The organism is Kaistia nematophila, from assembly GCF_026343855.1.
GTDB lineage: Bacteria > Pseudomonadota > Alphaproteobacteria > Rhizobiales > Kaistiaceae > Kaistia > Kaistia nematophila.
In genome coordinates this window covers 68,778-88,201 of record NZ_JAPKNK010000004.1, presented here as the reverse complement: position 1 = coordinate 88,201, position 19,424 = coordinate 68,778, and the positions used below count along the sequence as shown (strand labels likewise).

Genomic DNA, 19,424 nt, shown 5'->3' with positions numbered 1-19,424 from the left:
CGGGTCGCGGCCATCGTTCCCGTCTTCCGGACCGGTTGCGGGCGGCGGACCATCAAGTCACTGTGATGAAACGGCGACCGCCGACGAACAGAATCTGCGCGAAGCGAGAAAGACGCGATCGAATGACCAAGCTGAAAATTACCGCCGGCCCGTTCACTTTCTACGGCAAGCTCGAGGAAGAACTCGCGCCGAAGACGACGGCCGTCTTCAAGTCGCTGTTGCCCTACCGCGAGAAGATCATCCATGTCCGCTGGAGCGGCGAGGGTTGCTGGATCCCGCTTGGCGATCTCGACCTCGGCCTCGGCTACGAGAACCACACCAGCCACCCGGCTCCGGGCGAGTTCATCCTCTATCCCGGCGGAATCAGCGAAACCGAGATCCTGCTCGCCTATGGCGGCGTCGACTTCTCGTCGAAGGTCGGCCAGCTCGCCGGCAACCATTTCCTGACGATCACCGAAGGCCGCGAGAACCTCGTCGCGCTCGGCAAGCTCACCCTCTGGAAGGGTGCGCAGGACATCGTCTTCGAACTGGCCGAATAAGCGGACCGCTTTCCAACGAATTCCCGGCGCGGCGCCAGCCGCCGCGCCGGGCTGGATGCCGCGCCGCCGGCCACCGCCATCCACAGCGAACGCACCGTTCGCCCCCAGGCCTTCCACAGGCCTTTGCCGTGCTTTTCAACTGCCTCTCCATAGGCTTGCCCACAGCTTCCGACGCGGCTTGTCCACAACCGGAGCCCAGGCGTCCCACAGCCCTTCCACAGGCTTTTCCATGACTTGTGCGCCGCTTGCGCACCGATCCGGGGCGGCTGTCGCCGGTGCGTTTCCCTAATCTAGAAATCCATTTGACTTAATAAATCGCCCGTCTAACGTAGGGGTATCGGACGGGAGTGACGATGGCCCTGCGCGGTACGAACCAGGAGTTTGGGCGGCCCTATAACCGGCGGATCGTGCTCGAGACGATCCGGCTGGAGGCGCCCATTGCCCGTGGCGACATCGCCCGCCAGGTCGGCCTCACCGTCCAGACCGTTTCCACCATCATCCGCGAACTGGAACTGCAGGGCTTCGTCATGGGCGCCCGCGAGGCGCCGAAGGGCAGGGGGCTGCCGCGCACCAGCCTGATGCTCAACCCGGACGGCGGCTTCGCCATCGGTCTGCACGTGACGCCGGTCGGCATCGGCGCGGCGCTGGTCAATCTGGCCGGCGACATCATCGGCAGCCGCTATCACGCGCTCGCGCCCGTAACCCCGGAGCGGTCCTTCGAGATCTTCGAGATCCTGATCGCGGAGATGCGGGCGCTCAGGCCCGAGGGGCGGATGCTTGGCATCGGCGTCGCCATGCCGGGGCCGAACGACGTCGAATCCATGAGCTTCGTTGGTCCGACGACGCTCGAGGGCTGGAAGGGCGTCGATGTCGGCGCCCGCCTCACCGCGATGACCGGGCTTCCGACCTTCGTCGGCACCGAGCCGAGCGCCGCGGCGCTGGGCGAGCGCCTCTATGGCAAGGGGCGGGGCCTCAGTTCCTTCTACTATCTCTATGTCGGCGTCGGCTTCGGCGGCGCCATGGTGCATGGCGGCAGCGTGCTGCTTGGCGCGCATGGCAATGCCGGCGAGATCGGCCATATCCCGCTCGTGCCGGACGGCGACCTCTGCCCCTGCGGCAATCGCGGTTGCCTCGAGCGCTACGTGTCGCAGGAGGCGCTCGACCGCCGCCTCAAGGCCGTCGACCCGACCGCACGCGTCGAGACGGCGCTGGAAGATCATCTAGAGGTCGTCGAGGCTTGGATCGTCGAGACCGCCCCCGTACTGCGGCGAGCGATCGCCACGATCGAGAACCTGTTCGATCCGGAAGGCATCGTCATCTCGGGCTTCGTCTCCGAGGCACTGCTGCGCCGGCTGTTCGCCGCGACCGAGCCGCTGATGCATTCCGTCGCCGAACGCAGCGGGCGAACGTCGCCGCGGCTGCTGCTCTCGACCGAGGGCAAGGACGCCGTCATGCGCGGCGCCGCCGCGCTGGCGATCTCCGGCGTGCTGTCGCCCCGATTTGGCCTCCTCTTCGCCGGCGAGGAGGAGCGGGCCGAGCGCGATCCGATCATGGCCGGCCCGACCAAGAAGGAGGTAGCTGCATGACCACCGAAGCCCCGCTCCTGCGGCTCGAGAACATTTCCAAAAGCTTCGGCGCGATCCAGGCGCTGCGCGACATCTCGTTCGAGATCGGGCGCGGCGAAGTCGTTGCTCTGCTGGGCGACAATGGCGCCGGCAAGTCGACGCTGGTGAAGATCATCTCGGGCGGCCTGGAGCCGAGCTCCGGCAAGGTCGTCTATGACGGCGCCGAACGCCATTTCACCTCGCCGGCCGACGGCAAGGCGGCGGGCATCGAGACGGTCTACCAGGACCTGTCGCTCTGCACGAATGTCGACGTCGTCGCCAATTTCTTCATGGGCCGCGAGATCGTGAAGAAGGTTTTCGGCGTGCCGGTGCTGCAGGAAAAGGAAATGGAGGCCGTGGTCGCCAAGGCGATGGCCGCCGCCGGCACCAAGATCCCGTCGCTCCGCACCAATGTCGAGCACCTCTCCGGCGGCCAGCGCCAGGCGATCGAGCTGAACCGCTTCGTCCATTGGGGCGGCAAGCTCGTGCTCCTCGACGAGCCGTTCGCCGCGCTCGGCGTCGAGCAGACGCGGCGCGGCCTCGAACTGATCCGGCGCATCGCCGACCAGGGCATCGGCGTCGTCTTCATCACCCACATCATGAGCCAGGCCTTCCAGGTCGCCGACCGCATGGTCGTGATCCGGCAGGGCAAGGTGGCGGGCGACGTGCGACGGGAGGAGACCTCGCCGGACGAGATCGTGCATCTGATCACCGGCGAGGCATTGGGCGGCCGCGCGCGGACTGTCGGCCAGGAGAACGGCCAAGCCCAGCACGCGGGATAGGGCTGGTTCAACAGCTCATCCGGACTTCCAGACTGAACGACAAGAACGAAGGGAACAGCAAGATGAAGCGACTTATGGGACTTCTGGCGGGAGCCGTCGTGCTCGGCGCCGCGACCTTCCTGACCCCGGCCGCATGGGCCGCGGACAAGGGCAAGATCTACTATCTCGTGCCGACGCTGCTGGACGAATTCCAGACCGGCTCGGTGACGGCGATCACCAAGTTCATGAAGGATGTCGGCTACGAGACGGTCGCGCTCAACGCCGACAACAAGACCGACGTCCAGCAGGGCCAGATGAACGACGTCATCGCCCTGAAGCCGGCCGCGATCGTGCTCGCCGCCGTCGACTTCAACGCCCTGAAGCCGCAGATCGAGGCGGCGCGCGCCGCCGGCATCCCCGTGATGCAGTTCGACCGCCAGATCACCTCGACCAAGAGCGACCTGACCTCGGTCGCCGGCACCGTCGAGATCGGTCATGTCGCGGCCGGCGAAGTAGAGCGCCTGCTCAAGGAGAAGAACGGCGCCGTGAAGGGCAAGGTGCTGCAGGTCCTCGGCGACCCCGGCGATCCCTACACGCTCGACATCCAGAAGGGTTTCGAGGAGAAGATGAAGGCGTTCCCGGACGTCACCATCATCTCCAAGCCGGCCATGCAGTGGGAAGCGTCGAACGCCGGTTCGATCGTCGCCGACCAGCTGCTCGCCAATCCCGACATCGACCTGATCTTCGTGCACGCCGCCCATCTCTCGGTCGCCGCCGTCGCTTCGCTCGAAGCGGCCGGCAAGAAGCCGGGCGACGTCCTGCTCGTCTCGTCGAACGGCGCGCCGGTCGGCCTCGACCTGATCCGCAAGGGCTGGCAGCAGGTGGAAGTCGAGCAGCCGCTCTTCGCCCAGGCGGCGGCGCTCGCCATGTTCGCCGACAAGGTCGTCAACAAGCAGGAGATCAAGCCCGGCACCTATGACGTGCTCGGCCTCGAAGGCGTGCTGACGGAAGAAAGCTGGGGTCCGAACATCAAGATCCCGGGTGCCGCCATCACCAAGGCGAATGTCGACGATCCGCGCTTCTGGGGCAACATGAAGACCCCGGAAGCCCCGGTTAAGTCGGTCGAGTAAGCGCTCCGCGCCTGAACTTGCCGCTCCGGCCAAAGGGCCGGGGCGGCAGCCATCGCCGCCAGGGCCGGGTCGTTCCGGCCGGGCCGCGCATGCCCGTTCTCGCCGGTCCCGCGTCGCGCTTCGACACAGCCGAGACTGCGCCCCCGACCGCCTCCTACCGCCGCAACATCCGGAGACGCTTCATGCTCTCGACCAACCGCAGGGCCGCGATCGAGTTCGTCCTCGATCACCTCGTCTGGTTCATCCTCATCGCCGTGCTGGCGCTGTTCTCGCTGACCATCCCGAACTATTTCCAGATCGGCATCTTCGCCAACATCGTCGAGCAGTCGACCTTCGTCGGCACTCTGGCGATCGGCTTGTCGCTCCTGATCATCGCCGGCTACATGGACCTCTCGATCGAATCGGTCATGGCGTTGGCGGCGATGGTGGTCGGCATCCTGTTCGCCAAATCGGGCGTCGGCCTCGGCTTCGGCTTCACGCCGGCCTGGCTGGTGGTGCCGATCTCGCTGCTGATCGCGCTCGCGGTCGGCGCGCTGGTCGGCGCCAGCAACGCCTTCTTCGTCGTGCGCCTGAAGATGAACTCCTTCATCGTCACGCTCGCCGCCTTCATCTGGGGCCGCGGCCTCGTCGTGGCGCTGTCGGGCGGCCGTTCGGCGCAGGAACTGCCGCAGGAGCTCCGCATCATCGCGATCGAGCGCTTCCTGCAGATCCCGCTGATGGCCTGGTTTGCCATCATCGCCACCCTTGTCTTCGCCTTCATCCTGAACCGCACGCCGTTCGGCCGTCACCTGCTGATGATCGGCGGCAATCCGACCGCGGCCTATCGCGCCGGCATCAAGGTCGACCGGCTGACGGCGATCACCTTCGTCCTCGCCGGCTCGATCGCCGGCCTCGCCGGCTGGCTGCTGGCGATCCGCACCTCGGGCGCGACGGCCAATCTCGGTGTCGGCATGCTGTTCCAGACCTTCGCGGCGGTCGTCATCGGCGGCGTCAGCCTCAAGGGCGGCGTCGGCAGCCTGCCCGGCGTCTATGCCGGCGTGCTGCTGCTCGCCTCGATCCAGACCGCGATCAACCTGATGGGCATGCCCGCGCATTTCACCCAGCTGATCCAGGGCGGCATGGTCCTGGTGGCGGTGCTGCTCGATACCTTCAAGCTCAACATCAGAAAGAGGCTCGCCTGATGAGCATTTCGTCCCAGCGTCTCGCCGGCCGCTCCGCCCTCGTCGTGGGTGGAGCGCGGGGCATCGGCGGCGCCATCGCCGCCCGCTTCGCCGCCGAGGGCGCGCGCGTCGTCATCGCCGATACGGAAATCGAGGCTGGCACCGTCTTCGCTGCCTCGCTCGGCGGGCCCGACCGCGTTCGCTTCATCGAGACCGATATTTCCCGGAAGGCGGACGCCGAGCGCGCCGTCGCCGAGGCGGTGGCGCATTTCGGCGGCATCGACATCGTCGTTCAGAACGCCGGCATCTATCCGTGGACGCTGATCGAGGACATCGAGCCGGAGGAATGGGACGCCGTGCTCGGCGTCAACCTGCGCGGCACCTTCCTGGTGGCGCGTGCGGCGCTGCCGGCGATGAAGGCCAAGGGCTACGGCCGGATGATCTTCACTTCGTCGATCACCGGCCCGCGCGTGACCAGCCCCGGCCACGGCCACTATTCGGCGTCCAAGGCCGGCATCAACGGCTTCATCAAGTCGGCGGCGCTCGAATTCGCCGGCTACGGCATCACCGTCAACGGCATCGAGCCGGGCAACATCCTGACCGAAGGCATGAAGGCCGGCCGCAGCGCCGCCTTCATCAAGGGCATGGAGGATTCGATCCCGCTCGGCCGGCTCGGCACGCCGGAGGACATCGCCAATGCGGCGCTGTTCCTCGCCTCCGATGAATCCGCCTACATCACCGGCACCACCATCGTCGTCGATGGCGGCCAGACGCTGCCGGAAAGCAAGGATTTCCGTCTGACGCCGAGCTGAGGAAGCTAGCGAAGACCCTCACCCAACCCTCTCCCGCAAGCGGGCGAGGGCTTTGCGACCGCGACCATTATTCGCGTGGAGCGATGTCCGTCACCGGCGCAGGCGCTCTCCCTCTCCCGCGTGCGGGAGAGGGACGGGGTGAGGGCCTGTCCTGGACCGGACGCTCAGACCGCGGCGGTTTTGCCGATGCCGGAGAGCAGCGCCGTCGTCAGCTCGATCTCGTCGGCGTTCACGCCATGGGCCGAGCCGCGATAGATCCGCGTCGTCACGCCGGCGCCGGCCTTCTCGAACCGGGCGGCCGTCTCCTGCACCCTCGAGAGGGGGATATGGGCGTCGAGCTCGGCGCAGCCGAGCAGGACCGGCGTTCCCGCCAGATCGTCCGCCCCGTTCCATACCTCGTTGTCCGCGCCGATCAGGCCGCCGCTGAGGCCGACCGCGCCGCCATAGCGGCCGGGCTTGCGGGCCACCGCCTCCAGCGCCAGGCAGGCGCCCTGCGAGAAGCCGAGCAGCACGATCCGCTCGCGGGCGATCCCCGCCGCGACGATGTCCTCCACCAGATTGTGGACCACGTCGAGCGCCGCGCCCAGATAGGGCTGGTTCAGCGCCGTCGGCTGCATGAAGCGCTGCGGATACCAGGCATAGCCGGCCGCCTGCGGCGCGAAATAGGCGACGTCGTCCTGGCCGAGATGGTCGGCAAGCCCGATGATGTCGTCGGCGGTGGCGCCGCGGCCATGCAGCATGACGACGGCCGCGCGCGCCTTCTCGACCGGCGCGCCGGCGGAAAGAATGCGCTGTCCCGCATGGGGGGCGGCGCCCCTGGTCTTGTCGATGGTCATGATCTCCGTGCCCCTTTCCAGCCGCAGCCGTCCACCGCTTCCTGGCGGGCGATGAACGGCCGGCTTCTTGTTGGATCGCCCGACCCGCAGGCGATCCGGTACGCATTCACAGACGGTCGAAGGCGCCCTAGAGCGGCTTCAGATTGTCCTCGATCGACTGCCGGCGTCCTTCCAGGAAGGGCGGCAGCGACAGATGTTCGCCGAGCGTCTCCAGCGGTTCGTCGGCGGTGAAGCCGGGGACGTCGGTGGCGATCTCGAACAGGATGCCGTTCGGCTCGCGGAAATAGAGCGAACGGAAGTAGTAGCGCTCGACCTCGCCGCTGGAGCCGATGCGGAAATCGCGCACCCGCTCGGCCCAGAGCCGCAGGCTGTCATTGTCCGGCGTGCGGAAGGCGACGTGGTGGACGCCACCGGCGCCTTCCCGCGCCGTCGGCGCATCCGGCTCGACGACGACGTGCAGCTCGGCATGCGGGCCGCCATCGCCCATCTCGTAGACATGCACCTGGTTGGACGAGATGGCGCTCTGCGGATAGTCGCGCACCTTCTTCATGTGCATGACGCGGGTCAGCACCATGTCGGTCGGGGCGAGGTCCCGCACGCTGATGGTGATCGGGCCGAGGCCGAGGATCTGGTGCTCGGCCGGAACCGCGCTGCGCTCCCAGGGATGCGCTTCCGCCCTGGCGCCGTTGTCGACCAGCGACAGGCGCTGGCCTTCCGGGTCCTCGAAGATCAGGCCCTGGCGGCCGCCGAGATCGGTCACGTCGCCGGTATTGACGCCGAGGCCGCGCAGGTGGTCGCGCCACCAGCCGAGGCTGTTGCCGTCGACGCGGAAGCCGGTGCGGACGATCGAATGCGTTCCACGCCGGGCGGGGCCGACCGGCCAGTCGAAGAAGGTGATGTCGGAACCGGGCGTTGCCGCGCCGTCGCCATAGAAGAGATGGTAGGCGCTGGTATCGTCCTGGTTGACAGTCTTCTTCACCAGCCGGAGCCCGAGCACCTTGGTGTAGAAGGCAAGATTGCCCGGCGCGTCCGCCGTGATCGCGGTAAGATGATGGAAGCCACCGAGCTTCAGATCCATGATGAGTTCTCCAAACGAGTGCGTTGGCAGGAAAATGGACTTCCTGGCTCGAAACTCAACCGGCTCGCCAGAATAAGGTTGTCTCCGGAGAATGGACAATCGCGCTTCCGTCAGTCGTCGCACGCGAGCAGTTTCCCAAACGTAACTTTCGGGGTGTCGCAGAGGGATGTGCAGTGTCGGCGCCGGCCGCAAAGAAGTTCTGGACGGCGATCCCACTAGGACGCATTTTGCGTGCAAGGAGCATCGTGGCTCGCTAAGAGAGCATCGTATCTCAGATGACGAGTGCACGGGCTTCGATCGAGGGTAGGCAGTCGAGGCGGTTGAACGACGGGAGGAAGCGCGCCACAGGCGTGGCCGTCGCTCAGCCGGCGAGCAAAGAACATCAATGGGAGGATACGACATGGTGAAGCTCATCCGGCAGCTTCTGGCGACGACGATCGCCGTGGGTGCCCTTGCAACCGCCGCGCACGCGGCAGGCCCCGAGATCGTCGCCGGACCGAGCGCCGACGCCAAGTGCTTCAAGCCCTGGACGCCGGAGACCAAGTTCTTCAAGTTCCCGAAGAAGGAAGGTCCGTACCGGATCGCGCTTGCCAACGGCTTCATCGGCAATACCTGGCGCATCCAGATGATCCAGACCGCCAAGGCTTATGCCGAGCAGCCGGATGTCAAGGCGAAGCTGAAGGAATTCAAGGTCGTCTCGACCGGTGACGACGTTGCCGCACAGATCGCCGCGGTCGATAACTTCATTAACTCCGGCTATGACGCGATCGTCGTCAACGCGCAGAACCCGACTTCCTTCAAGCCGGTGATCAAGCGCGCCAAGGCGGCCGGCGTCGTGCTCGTCGCCTTCGACAACACGCTCGACACCGACGAGGCGATCAACGTCAACGTCAACCAGAAGGGCCTCGGCGAACTCTGGGGCCAGTGGCTGGTCGATCATCTGCCGGATGGCGGCAAGGTGCTCGAAGTGCGTGGTGTGACCGGCACCTCGGTCGATCGCGACCGCCATGAAGGCGTGCAGGAAGTGCTCGGCAAGTCGGGCAAGAAGTTCGAGACCGTCGAAGTCATCGGCCGCTGGGACGATGGTACGGCGCAGAAGGTGACGGCCGATGCCGTCGCCGTGCACAAGAAGTTCGATGGCGTTACCGTCCAGGGCGGCTCGACCGGTACGGTCCGCGCGCTGATGGATGCCGGTCATGCCTTCGTGCCGGTCGGCGGCGAGACGGAGAACGGCTTCCGCAAGCTCTGCGCCGAGCATTCGGCCGACGGCCTGAAGTGCACCTCGGCCGGCAGCGGCCCGGCGCAGGTCGCCGTCGCCATCAAGACCGCCATCGCGGCGCTCGAAGGCGATGTCGTGCCGCAGTCGATCGCCCTGCCGCTCGCCATCGACCACGATCCGGACTTCAAGGACGGCGTCAACTTCTACTCGAAGGAGTCCGACAACTTCTTCGTCGGCAACTCTTTCCCGGATTGCGGCATCAACTTCACCGCCCAGGAAATCATGGGCCAGACCAAAGAGAACAAGTAATTCTCTTTTCCGTTGCTGGCGGGCCCAAGGGCCCGCCAGTCGCGTCTCGCCCTCTTCTCGTGTGGATTGTGCCTTGTCTGACCGGAAGCCCTATCTCGAGCTCAAGCGGATCTCGAAACGCTATGGCGGCATCGCCGCGCTGACGGAGGTGGATTTCTCGGTCTATCCGGGCGAGATCCAGGCGGTGTTGGGCGAGAACGGCGCCGGCAAGTCGACGCTGATCAAGATCGCCTCCGGCGTCACCGATCCGACCGAGGGCGAAGTCCTGATCGAGGGCCGCCCCGTCCGCTTCCGCAATCCGACCGAGGCGATGCGCGCCGGCGTCGTCTGCGTGTTCCAGGAATTGTCGCTGCTGCCGGAAATGACGGTCGCCGACAACCTCTCCATCGTCGACCCGCCGAAATGGCTCGGCATGATCGATGCCGGGAGCCAGCGCGAGCGCGCCAGGGCGCTTCTGAAGCGCGTCGGCTGCGAGGACGTGCATCCGCTCGAACTGGTGCGCGACCTGCCGCTGTCGCGCCGCCAGATGGTGGAGATCGCCAAGGCGCTCGGCCGCGATCCGCGCATCCTCATCCTCGACGAGGCGACCTCGGCGCTCACGGCCGACGACGTCGAGCGCGTCTATGGCATCATCCGCGACCTGAAGAAGTCCGGCGTCGGCATTCTTTACGTGTCGCATCGCATGCGCGAGATCGAGGCGCTGGCCGACACGGCGACCGTCTTCCGCAACGGTCGCAGGATCGAGACCTTCGCCAAGGGCGCGCGCTCGGTCGACGCCATCATCGAGATGATGATCGGTCGCGAGGTGACGCACCAATATCCCGACAAGCCGGCGCCGAAGCCGGACGCGCCGGTGGCGCTCAAGGTCGCCAATCTCTCCTGGGGGCGCGAGATCCAGGACGTCTCGTTCAATCTCGGGAAGGGCGAGATCGTCGGTCTCGGCGGGCTCGACGGTCAGGGCCAGCGCGAATTGCTGCTCGCGCTTTTCGGCGTGCTGAAGGGCGTCTCGGGCACGGTCGCCGTCGACGGCAAGCCGATCGCGCTCGATGGGCCGCGCCGGGCGATGCATGCGCCGCTGCCGATGGCGCTGATCCCGGAGGACCGCAAGACCGAAGGCCTGATGCTGCCGATGAGCGTGCGGGACAACATGACGCTCGCCGCGCTGCCGCGCCTGCTCGGACGCTTCGGCATCGACGCCGCCAAGGAGGGCGCCGCCATCCAGGGCATGGTCGACCGGCTGCGCGTGAAGATGCCCGACCTCGAGGCGCCGGTGTCGGCGCTGTCGGGCGGCAACCAGCAGAAGGTCGTGCTGGCGAAGTGGCTGATGACGGCGCCGGGCATCATCCTGCTCAACGACCCGACGCGCGGCATCGACGTCGGCACCAAGCAGGAGATCTACCGCCTGATGCGGGAACTCGCGAACCAGGGGGCGTCGATCCTGTTCTATTCGACCGATTATGCCGAGTTGATCGGCTGCTGCGACCGCGTGCTCGTCGTCTATGACGGCAAGATCCGCCGCGAACTGGCCGGCGAGGCGCTCAACGAGCGCAACCTGCTGCAGAGCGCCCTCAACATCGACGCGGCGGAGCAGGCAGCATGAGCAACTGGCGCTACTGGTTCGCGCACAATGCCGGCGTGCTGACCGCCGTCGTCCTGTTCGCGGCGATGTTCACCCTCTACATCTCCAACCACAGCGCCGGCCTGACGCCCGCCGTCGCCACCACCGCCGCCAACAAGGCGGTGCTGCTGGCGCTGGTCGCCATGGCGCAGACGCTGCCGGTGCTGACACGCGGCCTCGACCTATCGGTCGGCATGGTGTTCGTGATGGCGAACTGCATCGCCTCGACCATCGTCGTCGGCACGGTCGGCGAGGGGCTGCTCGGCATCGTCGCCGTGCTCCTGATCGGCGCGCTCGCCGGCTTCATCAACGGCGCCATCGTGGTCTGGGGCCGGCTGCAGCCGATCATCACGACGCTCGCGACCGGCGCCGTCTACTACGGCATCGCGCTGTTCGTCCGGCCCGGACCGGGCGGCGACGTGCAGTCCGACATCGCCGATCTCCTGACCGGCCAGGTGTTCGGCGTCGTGCCGGCGGCGCTGGTGGTCCTCTTCGTCATCGTGCTGGTGGTGTGGATCCCCTATCGCCGTTCCGTGCTCGGCCGCGCCGCCTATGCCGTCGGCTCGAACGAGCAGGCCGCCTACATGTCGGGCGTGCCGGTGCAGAAGGCGAAGCTGCTGGCCTACACGCTGGCGGGTCTGCTCGCCTCTGTGGCCGGGCTGATGCTGACCTTCAATACCTATTCGGGCGAGGCGTCGGCGCCGATCGCCGGCACCTACACGCTGAATTCGATCGCCGCCGTGGTGATCGGCGGCACGTCGCTGTTCGGCGGCTGGGGTTCGGCCATCGGCTCGATCTTCGGCGCCTTCGTGCTCCGCACGATCGAGGACCTGCTGTTCGTCTTCGACCTGCCGCCGCTCTGGCAGCCGCTGTTCCAGGGCGTCGTGCTGCTCTTTGCTGTCAGCCTCGGCGCCTTCCGCATCCTGCGCGTCCGCAACCGTCTGGAGCTCTTCTCGTGACCAGCGTCGACACGGGGCCCGCCCGGGGCCCGACATTGGCCGCGCGCCTTGGCATCGATCGCTCGGTCGCGATCGCCTTCGGCTGCATCGTGCTGATTCTCTGCGCCGGCGCGCTCTATTCGCGCGAGTTCCTGTCGCCGGAGTATCTGCTGCAGCAGCTGCAGGTCGGGGCTTTCCTCGGCATCATCGCTTCCGGCGCGATGCTGGTGATCCTGCTCGGCCACATCGACCTGTCGATTCCCTGGGTGGTGACGCTCGGCGCGATGATGGCGACCGCCATGGTCGGCTGGGGCGGCCCGGCGGGCGTCTGGCTGTGCATTCCGTTCGGCGTCTTCTGCGGCGCCGTCGTCGGCGTGCTGAACGGGCTCGGCGTCGCCTATCTCCGCCTGCCGTCGATGATCTTCACGCTCGGCATGAACGCCGTCGTGCAGGGGCTGATGGTGCTGCACACCGGCGGCTTCGCCCCGCTCGACCAGGCGACGGAGGCGATGCACTTCCTGGCCGTGCAGCGCAGCCTGTTCGGCATTCCCAATGCCCTGTTCGTCTGGGCGGTGGTCGGCGCCTTCGTTATCTATCTCCTGAAGCGCACGGCCTTCGGCCGCGCGATCTACGCGGTCGGCAACCGCGAGGCGGCCGCCTATCTCTCCGGCGTCAACACCAACCGCGTCCTGATCGGCTGCTTTGCCTTCTCCGGCGCCATGGCCGCCTTCGCCGGCGTGCTGCTCGCCGGCTATTCCAACAAGGCCTATCAGAACATGGGCGACGCCTACCTGCTGCCGGCGATCGCCGCAGTGGTGCTCGGCGGCACCAACATCCTCGGCGGCAAGGGCAATTATCTCGGCACCATCGCCGGCGTCATCCTGATCACGCTGCTGCAGTCGATCCTGTCGGTGATGCAGATGCCGGAGGCCGGGCGCCAGGTGATCTATGGTTGCGTCATCATCGTGATGCTGCTGATCTATGGGCGCGGCGCCAAGGCGAGGAGTTGAGGCCAGGAACGGATGTAGCCGGCTCACAGGCGCCGCCCGAAAGAAGCCGCGTTCCGGGCGTCGTATCCGTCGCGTCGCCCAGGGGGGCGGCGTGACAAGGAGCGCCTTCCATGGTTTCGACGAGATTTCTCTGGGGTGCGGCGAGCGCCGCCTATCAGGTCGAGGGCGCCTGGCAGGCTGACGGCAAGGGCCTGTCGAACTGGGATCTCTATACCAACGTCTACCGCGCGACCGAATCCGTCACAGGCAGGCAGGAGACGGGCAATGTCGCGATCAACGCCTATGACCGCGCCCAATATCTCGCTGATATCGCGCTGATGCGCGAGCTCGGCATCAATTGCTACCGCTTCTCGCTCTCCTGGGCGCGGATCCTTCCCGATGGCGTCGGCCGGGTCAACGAGGCGGGCGTCGCGCATTACCAGCGCTTCGTCGACGATCTGCTGGCGGCCGGCATCGAGCCGGTCGTGACGCTCTATCACTGGGACCTGCCCCGCGCGCTCGACGATCGCGGCGGCTGGTACAACCGGGAATCGGTCGGCTGGTTCCGCAATTACGCCAGCATCGTGCGCGAGGCGCTCGGCGACAGGGTGTCGAAGTTCATCACCTTCAACGAGCCGTTCATCGATCTCTTCCTGATCGAGCCGATGGTCGACAACATCAAGCTCGGGGTCGGCAGCCCCTTCGCCATCACCGACGCGCATTATGCGCAGCAGGCGGTGGCGCTGCATCACTGGCTGGTGGCGAGCGCCGAGACGATCGGCGATTTCCGCGCCGCCGGCTATACGGGCGAGATCGGCGTGGCACTGCCGCTGATGCCGACGATTCCCGAGAATCCCGGCAAGTCCGAGGACATCCGCGCTGCCGCGCTCGCCGACGCCGTCATCAACCGCTGGTGCCTCGACGCCCTGTTCAAGGGCCGCTACCCGATCGAGGTGATGACCACCTTCCGCCAGCTCAATCCGGACTTTGCGCCGTTCGAGGCGGATTTCGGCATTCTTGCCGCCAACAAGCCTGATTTCCTCGGCGTCAATTTCTACGCCCCGGCCTATGTCCGCCAGGACGAGGCGGCGCCGCTCGGCTACAACTGGTTCGATACCAATCCCGATCCGGAGCCGGCCGCCTTCAACGGCCCGGTGCGGCCGGACTACCTGCGCCGGCTGCTGGAGCGGATTCGCGACGAATATGGCAATCCGGCCATCTACATCACCGAGAACGGCGCCGGCTTCGGCCCGGTCGACGAGCAGATGGTCGGTGACAGCGTGCACGACCCGCGCCGCGCCAACTATATCCGCCGCCACATCGAGGCGGCGCTGAAGGCCAAGGAGAATGGGGTCGACCTGCGCGGCTACATGGTCTGGAGCCTCTTCGACAATTTCGAATGGCTGCAGGGCTATGGCCGTCGCTTCGGCCTCGTCCACGTCGATTTCGACACGCAGCGGCGGACGCCGAAGCGGAGCTTCGACGCCTATCGCGAGATCATCGCCCAGGGTGGCGTGACGACGGCGGACTAGGCGAAGACCTCACCTCGGCACTCTCCCGCTCGCGGGAGAGGCGTGGGGGAGGGGCTTTCTTCAGGCGCTGGAGGCTGCCCCCGGATAGAGGAAGCTTTCCGGCCGGTCGCGCTCGTAGACGCACTCGCCGGCGACATAGGTCGCACGGATGGCGCGGTCGTCGCCCAGAGTCATCAGCACGAACAGAGTCTCTGCGAGATCGCGCGCGTGCGACAGGCGGAAGTCGAGGAGCGGCGTCGCCTTCAGGTCGAGCACGACGAAGTCCGCCTCGAAACCGGGCGCGAGCGAGCCGATCCGGTCATCGAGCCTGAGCGCTTCGGCGCCGCCGCGCGTCGCCAGGTAGAAGCCCTGTTCGGGGGTCAGCGCATGGCCGCCGAGCTTCGCCACCTTGTAGGCCTCGCCGAGCGATTGCAGCTGCGAGAAGCTGGTGCCGGCGCCGATATCCGTGCCGAGGCCGACGCGAACCGGTCGCTCGATCCGCTTGGCGTCGACCATGCGGAAGAGGCCGCTGCCGAGGAAGAGGTTCGAGGTCGGGCAGTGCGCCAGCGCCGAGCCGGTGCGATGGCAGCAGGCGAAATCCTCCTCGTCCATGTGCACGGCATGGCCGAAGATGGCGCGCGGCCCGGTCAGCCCGGCATGGTCGTAGACGTCGAGATAGCTCGATCGCTCCGGGAACAGCTGGCGGACCCATTCGATCTCGCCCTGGTTCTCGCAGAGATGGGTCTGCATGTAGGTGCCTGGATGCTCGCGCCAGAGCTTTCCCGCCGCCTGCAATTGCTCTTCCGAGGAGGAGGGGGCGAAGCGCGGCGTGATGCAGTAGAGCTGGCGGCCGCGGCCGTGCCACTTGCCGATCAGCGCCTTCGACTCGGCATAGCCGCGTTCGGCCGTGTCGAGCAGGGCGTTCGGCGCGTTGCGGTCCATCAGCACCTTGCCGGCGATCATGCGTGTGTTGAAGCGCTCGGATTCCTCGAACAGAGCGTCGACGGATTGCGGGTGAACGGTGCAATAGACCGAGGCCGTCGTCGTGCCGGCGCGCAGCAGTTCGCGCAGGAAGCGCGCCGCGACGTCGCGCGCATGGCCGGCATCGGCGAAATCCTGTTCGGCGACGAAGGTGTAGCGCTCCAGCCATTCCAGCAGTTCCGCGCCGAAGGCGCCGATCATCTGGGTCTGCGGATAGTGGACATGGGCGTCGATGAAGCCGGGGCAGATCAGGGCATCTTCATAATGCGTCACCGGCACGCCGGCGGGCAGCCGCTTCAATCCTTCCTCGGCGTCCTCGATGCTCGCGATCCGGCCATCCTCGATCCGCATCAGCGCGTCGGGCCAATGGCGAAGCGCCTCGCCGGCGGGGACGAGGAAAGGGTCGCCGTGAAAGGTCATGGCGGGAGCGCGGATTGCCCGCTGCGTCATGTCGGCATCCTTTCGGGAGGACCGTTCGAAGGGGCCGGCGCTGGATTGGCGGCGCCGGCAAAGACCCGACACGATCCGATACCCGGCGCCGAAACGCCAGAGGATTTGCGCGTCGGCCGGTGCCCGCGCGGCGGGCAGGCGAAGGGCTGCGGCGTCGGCGCAGCCCTTCGCCATGGGGCCGTTTGTGGACAGGGGGGCCGGCAGCCGATAAAAGGCGCTGTCAACAACAGGACGGAGCAGAGGTCCCACGCCAGTCGATATGGCGCCGGATCGCGCGCACATGACAGAGCCCGAAGCGAAAGTGCTTCCCAAATCCCCGCAGCCTTCCGACGAGGGCAAGCTCAATCTGCGCCGCTGGGGCGATTTCTATCGAGCGCTCATCAACAATGACGAGGGCACGATCGGCGTGGTCGTGCGCATCCTGCGCGCGAATTTCCGCGATCATCGCAAGGGCTACCTGATCTCGTTCGGCTTCCTCTTCGTCGTCGCGGCGATGACGTCGCTGTCCGCCTGGATCATGCGCGACGTCGTCAACCAGATCTTCGTCGCGCAGGACGTGCGGATGCTCTGGGTGCTGTCGATCGGCGTGATGGTGATCTTCATCGTCAAGGGCTTCGCCACCTATGGCCAGATCGTGGTGCAGAGCCGGATCGGCAACCGGATCGTCGCCGAGAACCAGAAGCGCTTCTACGACCGCTGCCTGACCTTCGGCCTCGATTTCTTCACCGATCGCGCTTCCAGCGAGCTGATCATGTCGATCTCGCGGGGCTCCAACGCCATCCGCTCGATCCTCGACACCATCGTGCTCAGCCTCGGGCGCGACCTCGTCACGCTGATCGGCCTGATCTTCGTCATGGTCTACCAGGCGCCGCTGATGTCGCTGATCGCGCTCGTCTTCGCGCCGATCGCCATCATGTTCGTGACCCGGCTGGTCAAGCGCATCCGCAACATCTCGAAGTCGGAATTCACCTCGAGCACCCAGATCGTCGCGATCATCCAGGAGACCGTGCACGGCGCCAAGATGGTCAAGGCCTTCGGCCTCGCCAATCATATGCGCGACCGGCTCGGAGAGGCCGTCTCGCAGGTCGAGCAGCGTGCCAACAAGGTGTCGCAGCTACAGGCCCGCACCAGCCCGCTGATGGAATCGCTTGGCGGCATCTCGATCGGCCTCGTCATCCTCTATGCCGGCTGGGCGACGATCTCGGCCGGCAAGACGCCGGGCGAGTTCATGTCCTTCATCACCGCGCTGCTGCTCGCCTATGAGCCGGCCAAGCGGCTGGCGCGCATGAATGTCGGCATCGCCGAAAGCCTGATAGCGGTTCGGGCGCTGTTCGACATCCTCGATCATCCGGCCAGCGTCACCGAGGCCGACGACAAGCCGGCGCTGCAGCTCACGCGCGGCAAGATCGAACTGGACAATGTCGGCTTCGGCTATCGCAAGAAGGATCGTGTCCTGCATGGCGTCAGCCTGTCGGTCGATCACGGCGAGCGGCTGGCGCTTGTCGGCCCCTCCGGCGGCGGCAAGTCCACGATCCTGTCGCTGATCCAGCGCTTTTACGACGTCCAGGAGGGGGCGGTCCGGGTCGACGGCCAGGATATCCGCACCGTCTCGGTCGCCTCGCTCCGGCACCAGATCGCCTTCGTCAGCCAGGACGTGTTCCTGTTCTCCGGGACCGTCGCCGACAATATCCGCGTCGGCCGCCTCGGTGCGACCGACGCGGAAGTCGAGCAGGCGGCGCGCGACGCCTTCGCCTATGATTTCATCCAGGGCCTGCCGCAGGGCTTCCAGAGCAATGTCGGCGAGAATGGCGTCCAGCTTTCGGGCGGCCAGCGCCAGCGCATAGCCATCGCCCGCGCCATCCTGAAGAACGCGCCGATCCTGCTGCTCGACGAGGCGACCTCGGCGCTCGATTCTGAATCCGAGCGCATGATCCAGATCGCCCTCGACAAGCTGGTCGAAGGCCGCACGACGATCGTCATCGCCCATCGCCTGGCGACGATCCTGAATGCGGACAAGATCGCGGTGATCGAGCGCGGCCGCGTCGTCGAGGTCGGCACGCATCCCGAGCTGGTCGGCATGAGCGGCGTCTACGAGAAGCTCTACCGCTACCAGTTCGACGAGGGAAAGATCGAGAGAGCGATCGCCTGAGCCGGCGCTTCGGACCTCGATAACAGCCTGAATTGCCAAAACGGCGTCGCAAGCGACGCCGTTTTGCTATGCTGTATCGGCCGGCGATGGCGGGCCGGGCGGGTCTCCTGCACAGATGGCGAGACGCGGATCTAGCGGGGGAGCCTCAGAGCAGGCCGCGGCCGGCGAGGTTGCGCATCAGCGCCGCCGTGCCGAAGGTCCAGGGCTCGGCGTCGGGGCAGAGCACGACGCGGTTCGACAGCTTGCCGAGCTTCGGCGCGCTGATCGTGACGATGTCGCCCACCTTGTGGGTGAAGCCCTGGCCGGGGCCGTCGCGGTCCTGCACCGGCGCGAACATCGTCCCGAGATAGAGCACGAAGCCGTCCGGATACTGGTGGTTCTTGCCGACCGTCTGCTTGACCAGGTCTTCCGGGTCGCGGCTGATCTTCGACATCGCGCTGGAGCCGTCGAGGCGGAAGCCGTCGGTCTCGCCGTCCACCGTCAGGCGGACTTCGGTGGCGCGCACGTCGTCGAGCGAGAAGCCGCCGTCGAACAGGCGGATCATCGGGCCGATCGAGGCGCTGGCATTGTTGTCCTTGGCCTTCGACAGCAGCAGGGCCGAGCGGCCCTCGACGTCGCGCAGGTTGACGTCGTTGCCGAGCGTCGCGCCGACGATCTTGCCGGTCGACGAGACGACCAGCACGACTTCCGGCTCGGGATTGTTCCAGGTCGAGATCGGATGGATGCCGATCTCGGCCAGGTGGCCGACGGCCGACATCGGCTGCGCCTTCGAGAAGATCTCGGCGTCGGGGCCGATGCCGACCTCGAGATACTGGGACCACATGCCCTTCTCGATCAGCAGCTTCTTGAGCGCCGCCGCCTGCTCGGAGCCGGGACGCAGCGCCGCCAGGTCGTCGCCGATGGTGGCGTTGATCTCGGCGCGGATGGCGTTGGCGCGCTCGGGCAGGCCGCGGGCCTGCTCCTCGATGACGCGCTCCAGCATCGACACGACGAAGGTGACGCCGGCGGCCTTGACCGCCTGCAGGTCGATCGGGGCGATCAGGTAGGGCTTGGACGGGTCGCGGCTGGCGAGCGGCGTGTTGGCGAGGATTTCCTCGAAGCTGCCGATGAATTCGCCGTCAGCGGTGGCGGCGACGCGGGCCGGATCCTGGTGTTCGCAGAGGTCGCGCATGGTGACGACCGACGCGGTGATGTCGATCAGCTGGCCGTCGCGCAGAGCGACGACCGATGGGCCGTCGACATCGGGGCGGAAGACGCGGCCGACCAGCGTGGCGGCCTCCGCATCCTCGGGCAGCGCGAAGGGGGCAGCGGTATCGAGCGGCATAGGCGATCTCCAGGAC

General features: G+C 66.7%; 16 protein-coding genes. 12 read left to right on the top strand and 4 right to left on the bottom strand.

Annotated elements, in window-relative coordinates:
• Positions 1 to 122 precede the first annotated feature (122 nt).
• From OSH07_RS11285 to OSH07_RS11260, 6 genes are all read left to right on the top strand, one after another.
• Positions 123 to 539: a DUF3830 family protein gene (locus OSH07_RS11285; protein ID WP_266338749.1), complete on the top strand. Its 417-nt coding sequence runs from the start codon at positions 123 to 125 to the stop codon at positions 537 to 539.
• A gap of 353 nt (positions 540 to 892) precedes the next feature.
• Positions 893 to 2,125 carry an ROK family transcriptional regulator gene (locus tag OSH07_RS11280; RefSeq protein ID WP_266338748.1) on the top strand — a complete coding sequence of 411 codons (1,233 nt, stop codon included), beginning with the start codon at positions 893 to 895 and terminating at the stop codon, positions 2,123 to 2,125.
• Positions 2,122 to 2,925 (top strand): ATP-binding cassette domain-containing protein, encoded by an 804-nt coding sequence (locus OSH07_RS11275; RefSeq protein WP_266338747.1) that lies wholly within the window; start codon positions 2,122 to 2,124, stop codon positions 2,923 to 2,925. Before OSH07_RS11280 ends, OSH07_RS11275 begins: the two co-directional genes overlap by 4 nt.
• A gap of 62 nt (positions 2,926 to 2,987) precedes the next feature.
• A complete protein-coding gene (locus OSH07_RS11270; protein WP_266338746.1) occupies positions 2,988 to 4,034 on the top strand; it encodes a sugar ABC transporter substrate-binding protein in 1,047 nt (348 codons plus the stop codon).
• 182 nt (positions 4,035 to 4,216) lie between these two features.
• Positions 4,217 to 5,215 (top strand): ABC transporter permease, encoded by a 999-nt coding sequence (locus OSH07_RS11265; protein WP_266338745.1) that lies wholly within the window; start codon positions 4,217 to 4,219, stop codon positions 5,213 to 5,215.
• Positions 5,215 to 6,006 (top strand): SDR family oxidoreductase, encoded by a 792-nt coding sequence (locus OSH07_RS11260; protein ID WP_266338744.1) that lies wholly within the window; start codon positions 5,215 to 5,217, stop codon positions 6,004 to 6,006. Before OSH07_RS11265 ends, OSH07_RS11260 begins: the two co-directional genes overlap by 1 nt.
• 164 nt (positions 6,007 to 6,170) lie before the next feature.
• Here OSH07_RS11260 and OSH07_RS11255 read toward each other — a convergent pair whose 3' ends face one another.
• A complete protein-coding gene (locus OSH07_RS11255) occupies positions 6,171 to 6,842 on the bottom strand; it encodes an alpha/beta hydrolase (protein WP_266338743.1) in 672 nt (223 codons plus the stop codon).
• 127 nt (positions 6,843 to 6,969) lie between these two features.
• Complete coding sequence (locus OSH07_RS11250) at positions 6,970 to 7,920, bottom strand: ring-cleaving dioxygenase (RefSeq protein ID WP_266338742.1); 951 nt, start codon at positions 7,918 to 7,920, stop codon at positions 6,970 to 6,972.
• A 400-nt stretch (positions 7,921 to 8,320) separates the two neighbouring features.
• Between OSH07_RS11250 and OSH07_RS11245 the strand changes: the two genes are divergently transcribed.
• The 5 genes from OSH07_RS11245 (at position 8,321) to OSH07_RS11225 (ending at position 14,525) form a co-directional block, all read left to right on the top strand.
• Complete coding sequence (locus tag OSH07_RS11245; RefSeq protein WP_266338741.1) at positions 8,321 to 9,448, top strand: sugar ABC transporter substrate-binding protein; 1,128 nt, start codon at positions 8,321 to 8,323, stop codon at positions 9,446 to 9,448.
• 73 nt (positions 9,449 to 9,521) lie between these two features.
• Positions 9,522 to 11,048 (top strand): sugar ABC transporter ATP-binding protein, encoded by a 1,527-nt coding sequence (locus OSH07_RS11240; protein WP_266338740.1) that lies wholly within the window; start codon positions 9,522 to 9,524, stop codon positions 11,046 to 11,048.
• Positions 11,045 to 12,025, top strand: coding sequence for an ABC transporter permease (locus OSH07_RS11235; protein WP_266338739.1), 981 nt, complete (start codon positions 11,045 to 11,047; stop codon positions 12,023 to 12,025). Before OSH07_RS11240 ends, OSH07_RS11235 begins: the two co-directional genes overlap by 4 nt.
• Complete coding sequence (locus OSH07_RS11230) at positions 12,022 to 13,014, top strand: ABC transporter permease subunit (protein WP_266338738.1); 993 nt, start codon at positions 12,022 to 12,024, stop codon at positions 13,012 to 13,014. The genes OSH07_RS11235 and OSH07_RS11230 overlap by 4 nt, the downstream gene beginning before the upstream one ends.
• A 110-nt stretch (positions 13,015 to 13,124) precedes the next feature.
• The gene (locus OSH07_RS11225; protein WP_266338737.1) at positions 13,125 to 14,525 is read left to right on the top strand and encodes a glycoside hydrolase family 1 protein; all 1,401 of its coding nucleotides are present in this window, start codon (positions 13,125 to 13,127) and stop codon (positions 14,523 to 14,525) included.
• Positions 14,526 to 14,585: 60 nt separating this feature from the next.
• On the opposite strand, the gene guaD is transcribed toward OSH07_RS11225, so the two are convergent.
• Positions 14,586 to 15,935 (bottom strand): guanine deaminase, encoded by a 1,350-nt coding sequence (guaD, locus tag OSH07_RS11220; protein ID WP_266338736.1) that lies wholly within the window; start codon positions 15,933 to 15,935, stop codon positions 14,586 to 14,588.
• A 280-nt stretch (positions 15,936 to 16,215) separates the two neighbouring features.
• Between guaD and OSH07_RS11215 the strand changes: the two genes are divergently transcribed.
• Positions 16,216 to 18,084 (top strand): ABC transporter ATP-binding protein, encoded by a 1,869-nt coding sequence (locus tag OSH07_RS11215; protein ID WP_266338735.1) that lies wholly within the window; start codon positions 16,216 to 16,218, stop codon positions 18,082 to 18,084.
• A gap of 145 nt (positions 18,085 to 18,229) precedes the next feature.
• On the opposite strand, the gene OSH07_RS11210 is transcribed toward OSH07_RS11215, so the two are convergent.
• Positions 18,230 to 19,408, bottom strand: a complete 1,179-nt coding sequence (locus tag OSH07_RS11210; RefSeq protein ID WP_266338734.1) for a fumarylacetoacetate hydrolase family protein — start codon at positions 19,406 to 19,408, stop codon at positions 18,230 to 18,232.
• Between the last annotated feature and the right edge of the window lie 16 nt (positions 19,409 to 19,424).

Excerpts from the sequence above, each read along its gene's own strand:
- OSH07_RS11285 (WP_266338749.1), top strand. The coding sequence starts at position 123 with ATGACCAAGCTGAAAATTACCGCCGGCCCGTTCACTTTCTACGGCAAG.
- OSH07_RS11280 (WP_266338748.1), top strand. The coding sequence starts at position 893 with ATGGCCCTGCGCGGTACGAACCAGGAGTTTGGGCGGCCCTATAACCGG.
- OSH07_RS11275 (WP_266338747.1), top strand. The coding sequence starts at position 2,122 with ATGACCACCGAAGCCCCGCTCCTGCGGCTCGAGAACATTTCCAAAAGC.
- OSH07_RS11270 (WP_266338746.1), top strand. The coding sequence starts at position 2,988 with ATGAAGCGACTTATGGGACTTCTGGCGGGAGCCGTCGTGCTCGGCGCC.
- OSH07_RS11265 (WP_266338745.1), top strand. The coding sequence starts at position 4,217 with ATGCTCTCGACCAACCGCAGGGCCGCGATCGAGTTCGTCCTCGATCAC.
- OSH07_RS11260 (WP_266338744.1), top strand. The coding sequence starts at position 5,215 with ATGAGCATTTCGTCCCAGCGTCTCGCCGGCCGCTCCGCCCTCGTCGTG.
- OSH07_RS11255 (WP_266338743.1), bottom strand. The coding sequence starts at position 6,842 with ATGACCATCGACAAGACCAGGGGCGCCGCCCCCCATGCGGGACAGCGC.
- OSH07_RS11250 (WP_266338742.1), bottom strand. The coding sequence starts at position 7,920 with ATGGATCTGAAGCTCGGTGGCTTCCATCATCTTACCGCGATCACGGCG.
- OSH07_RS11245 (WP_266338741.1), top strand. The coding sequence starts at position 8,321 with ATGGTGAAGCTCATCCGGCAGCTTCTGGCGACGACGATCGCCGTGGGT.
- OSH07_RS11235 (WP_266338739.1), top strand. The coding sequence starts at position 11,045 with ATGAGCAACTGGCGCTACTGGTTCGCGCACAATGCCGGCGTGCTGACC.
- OSH07_RS11225 (WP_266338737.1), top strand. The coding sequence starts at position 13,125 with ATGGTTTCGACGAGATTTCTCTGGGGTGCGGCGAGCGCCGCCTATCAG.
- guaD (WP_266338736.1), bottom strand. The coding sequence starts at position 15,935 with ATGACGCAGCGGGCAATCCGCGCTCCCGCCATGACCTTTCACGGCGAC.
- OSH07_RS11215 (WP_266338735.1), top strand. The coding sequence starts at position 16,216 with ATGACAGAGCCCGAAGCGAAAGTGCTTCCCAAATCCCCGCAGCCTTCC.
- OSH07_RS11210 (WP_266338734.1), bottom strand. The coding sequence starts at position 19,408 with ATGCCGCTCGATACCGCTGCCCCCTTCGCGCTGCCCGAGGATGCGGAG.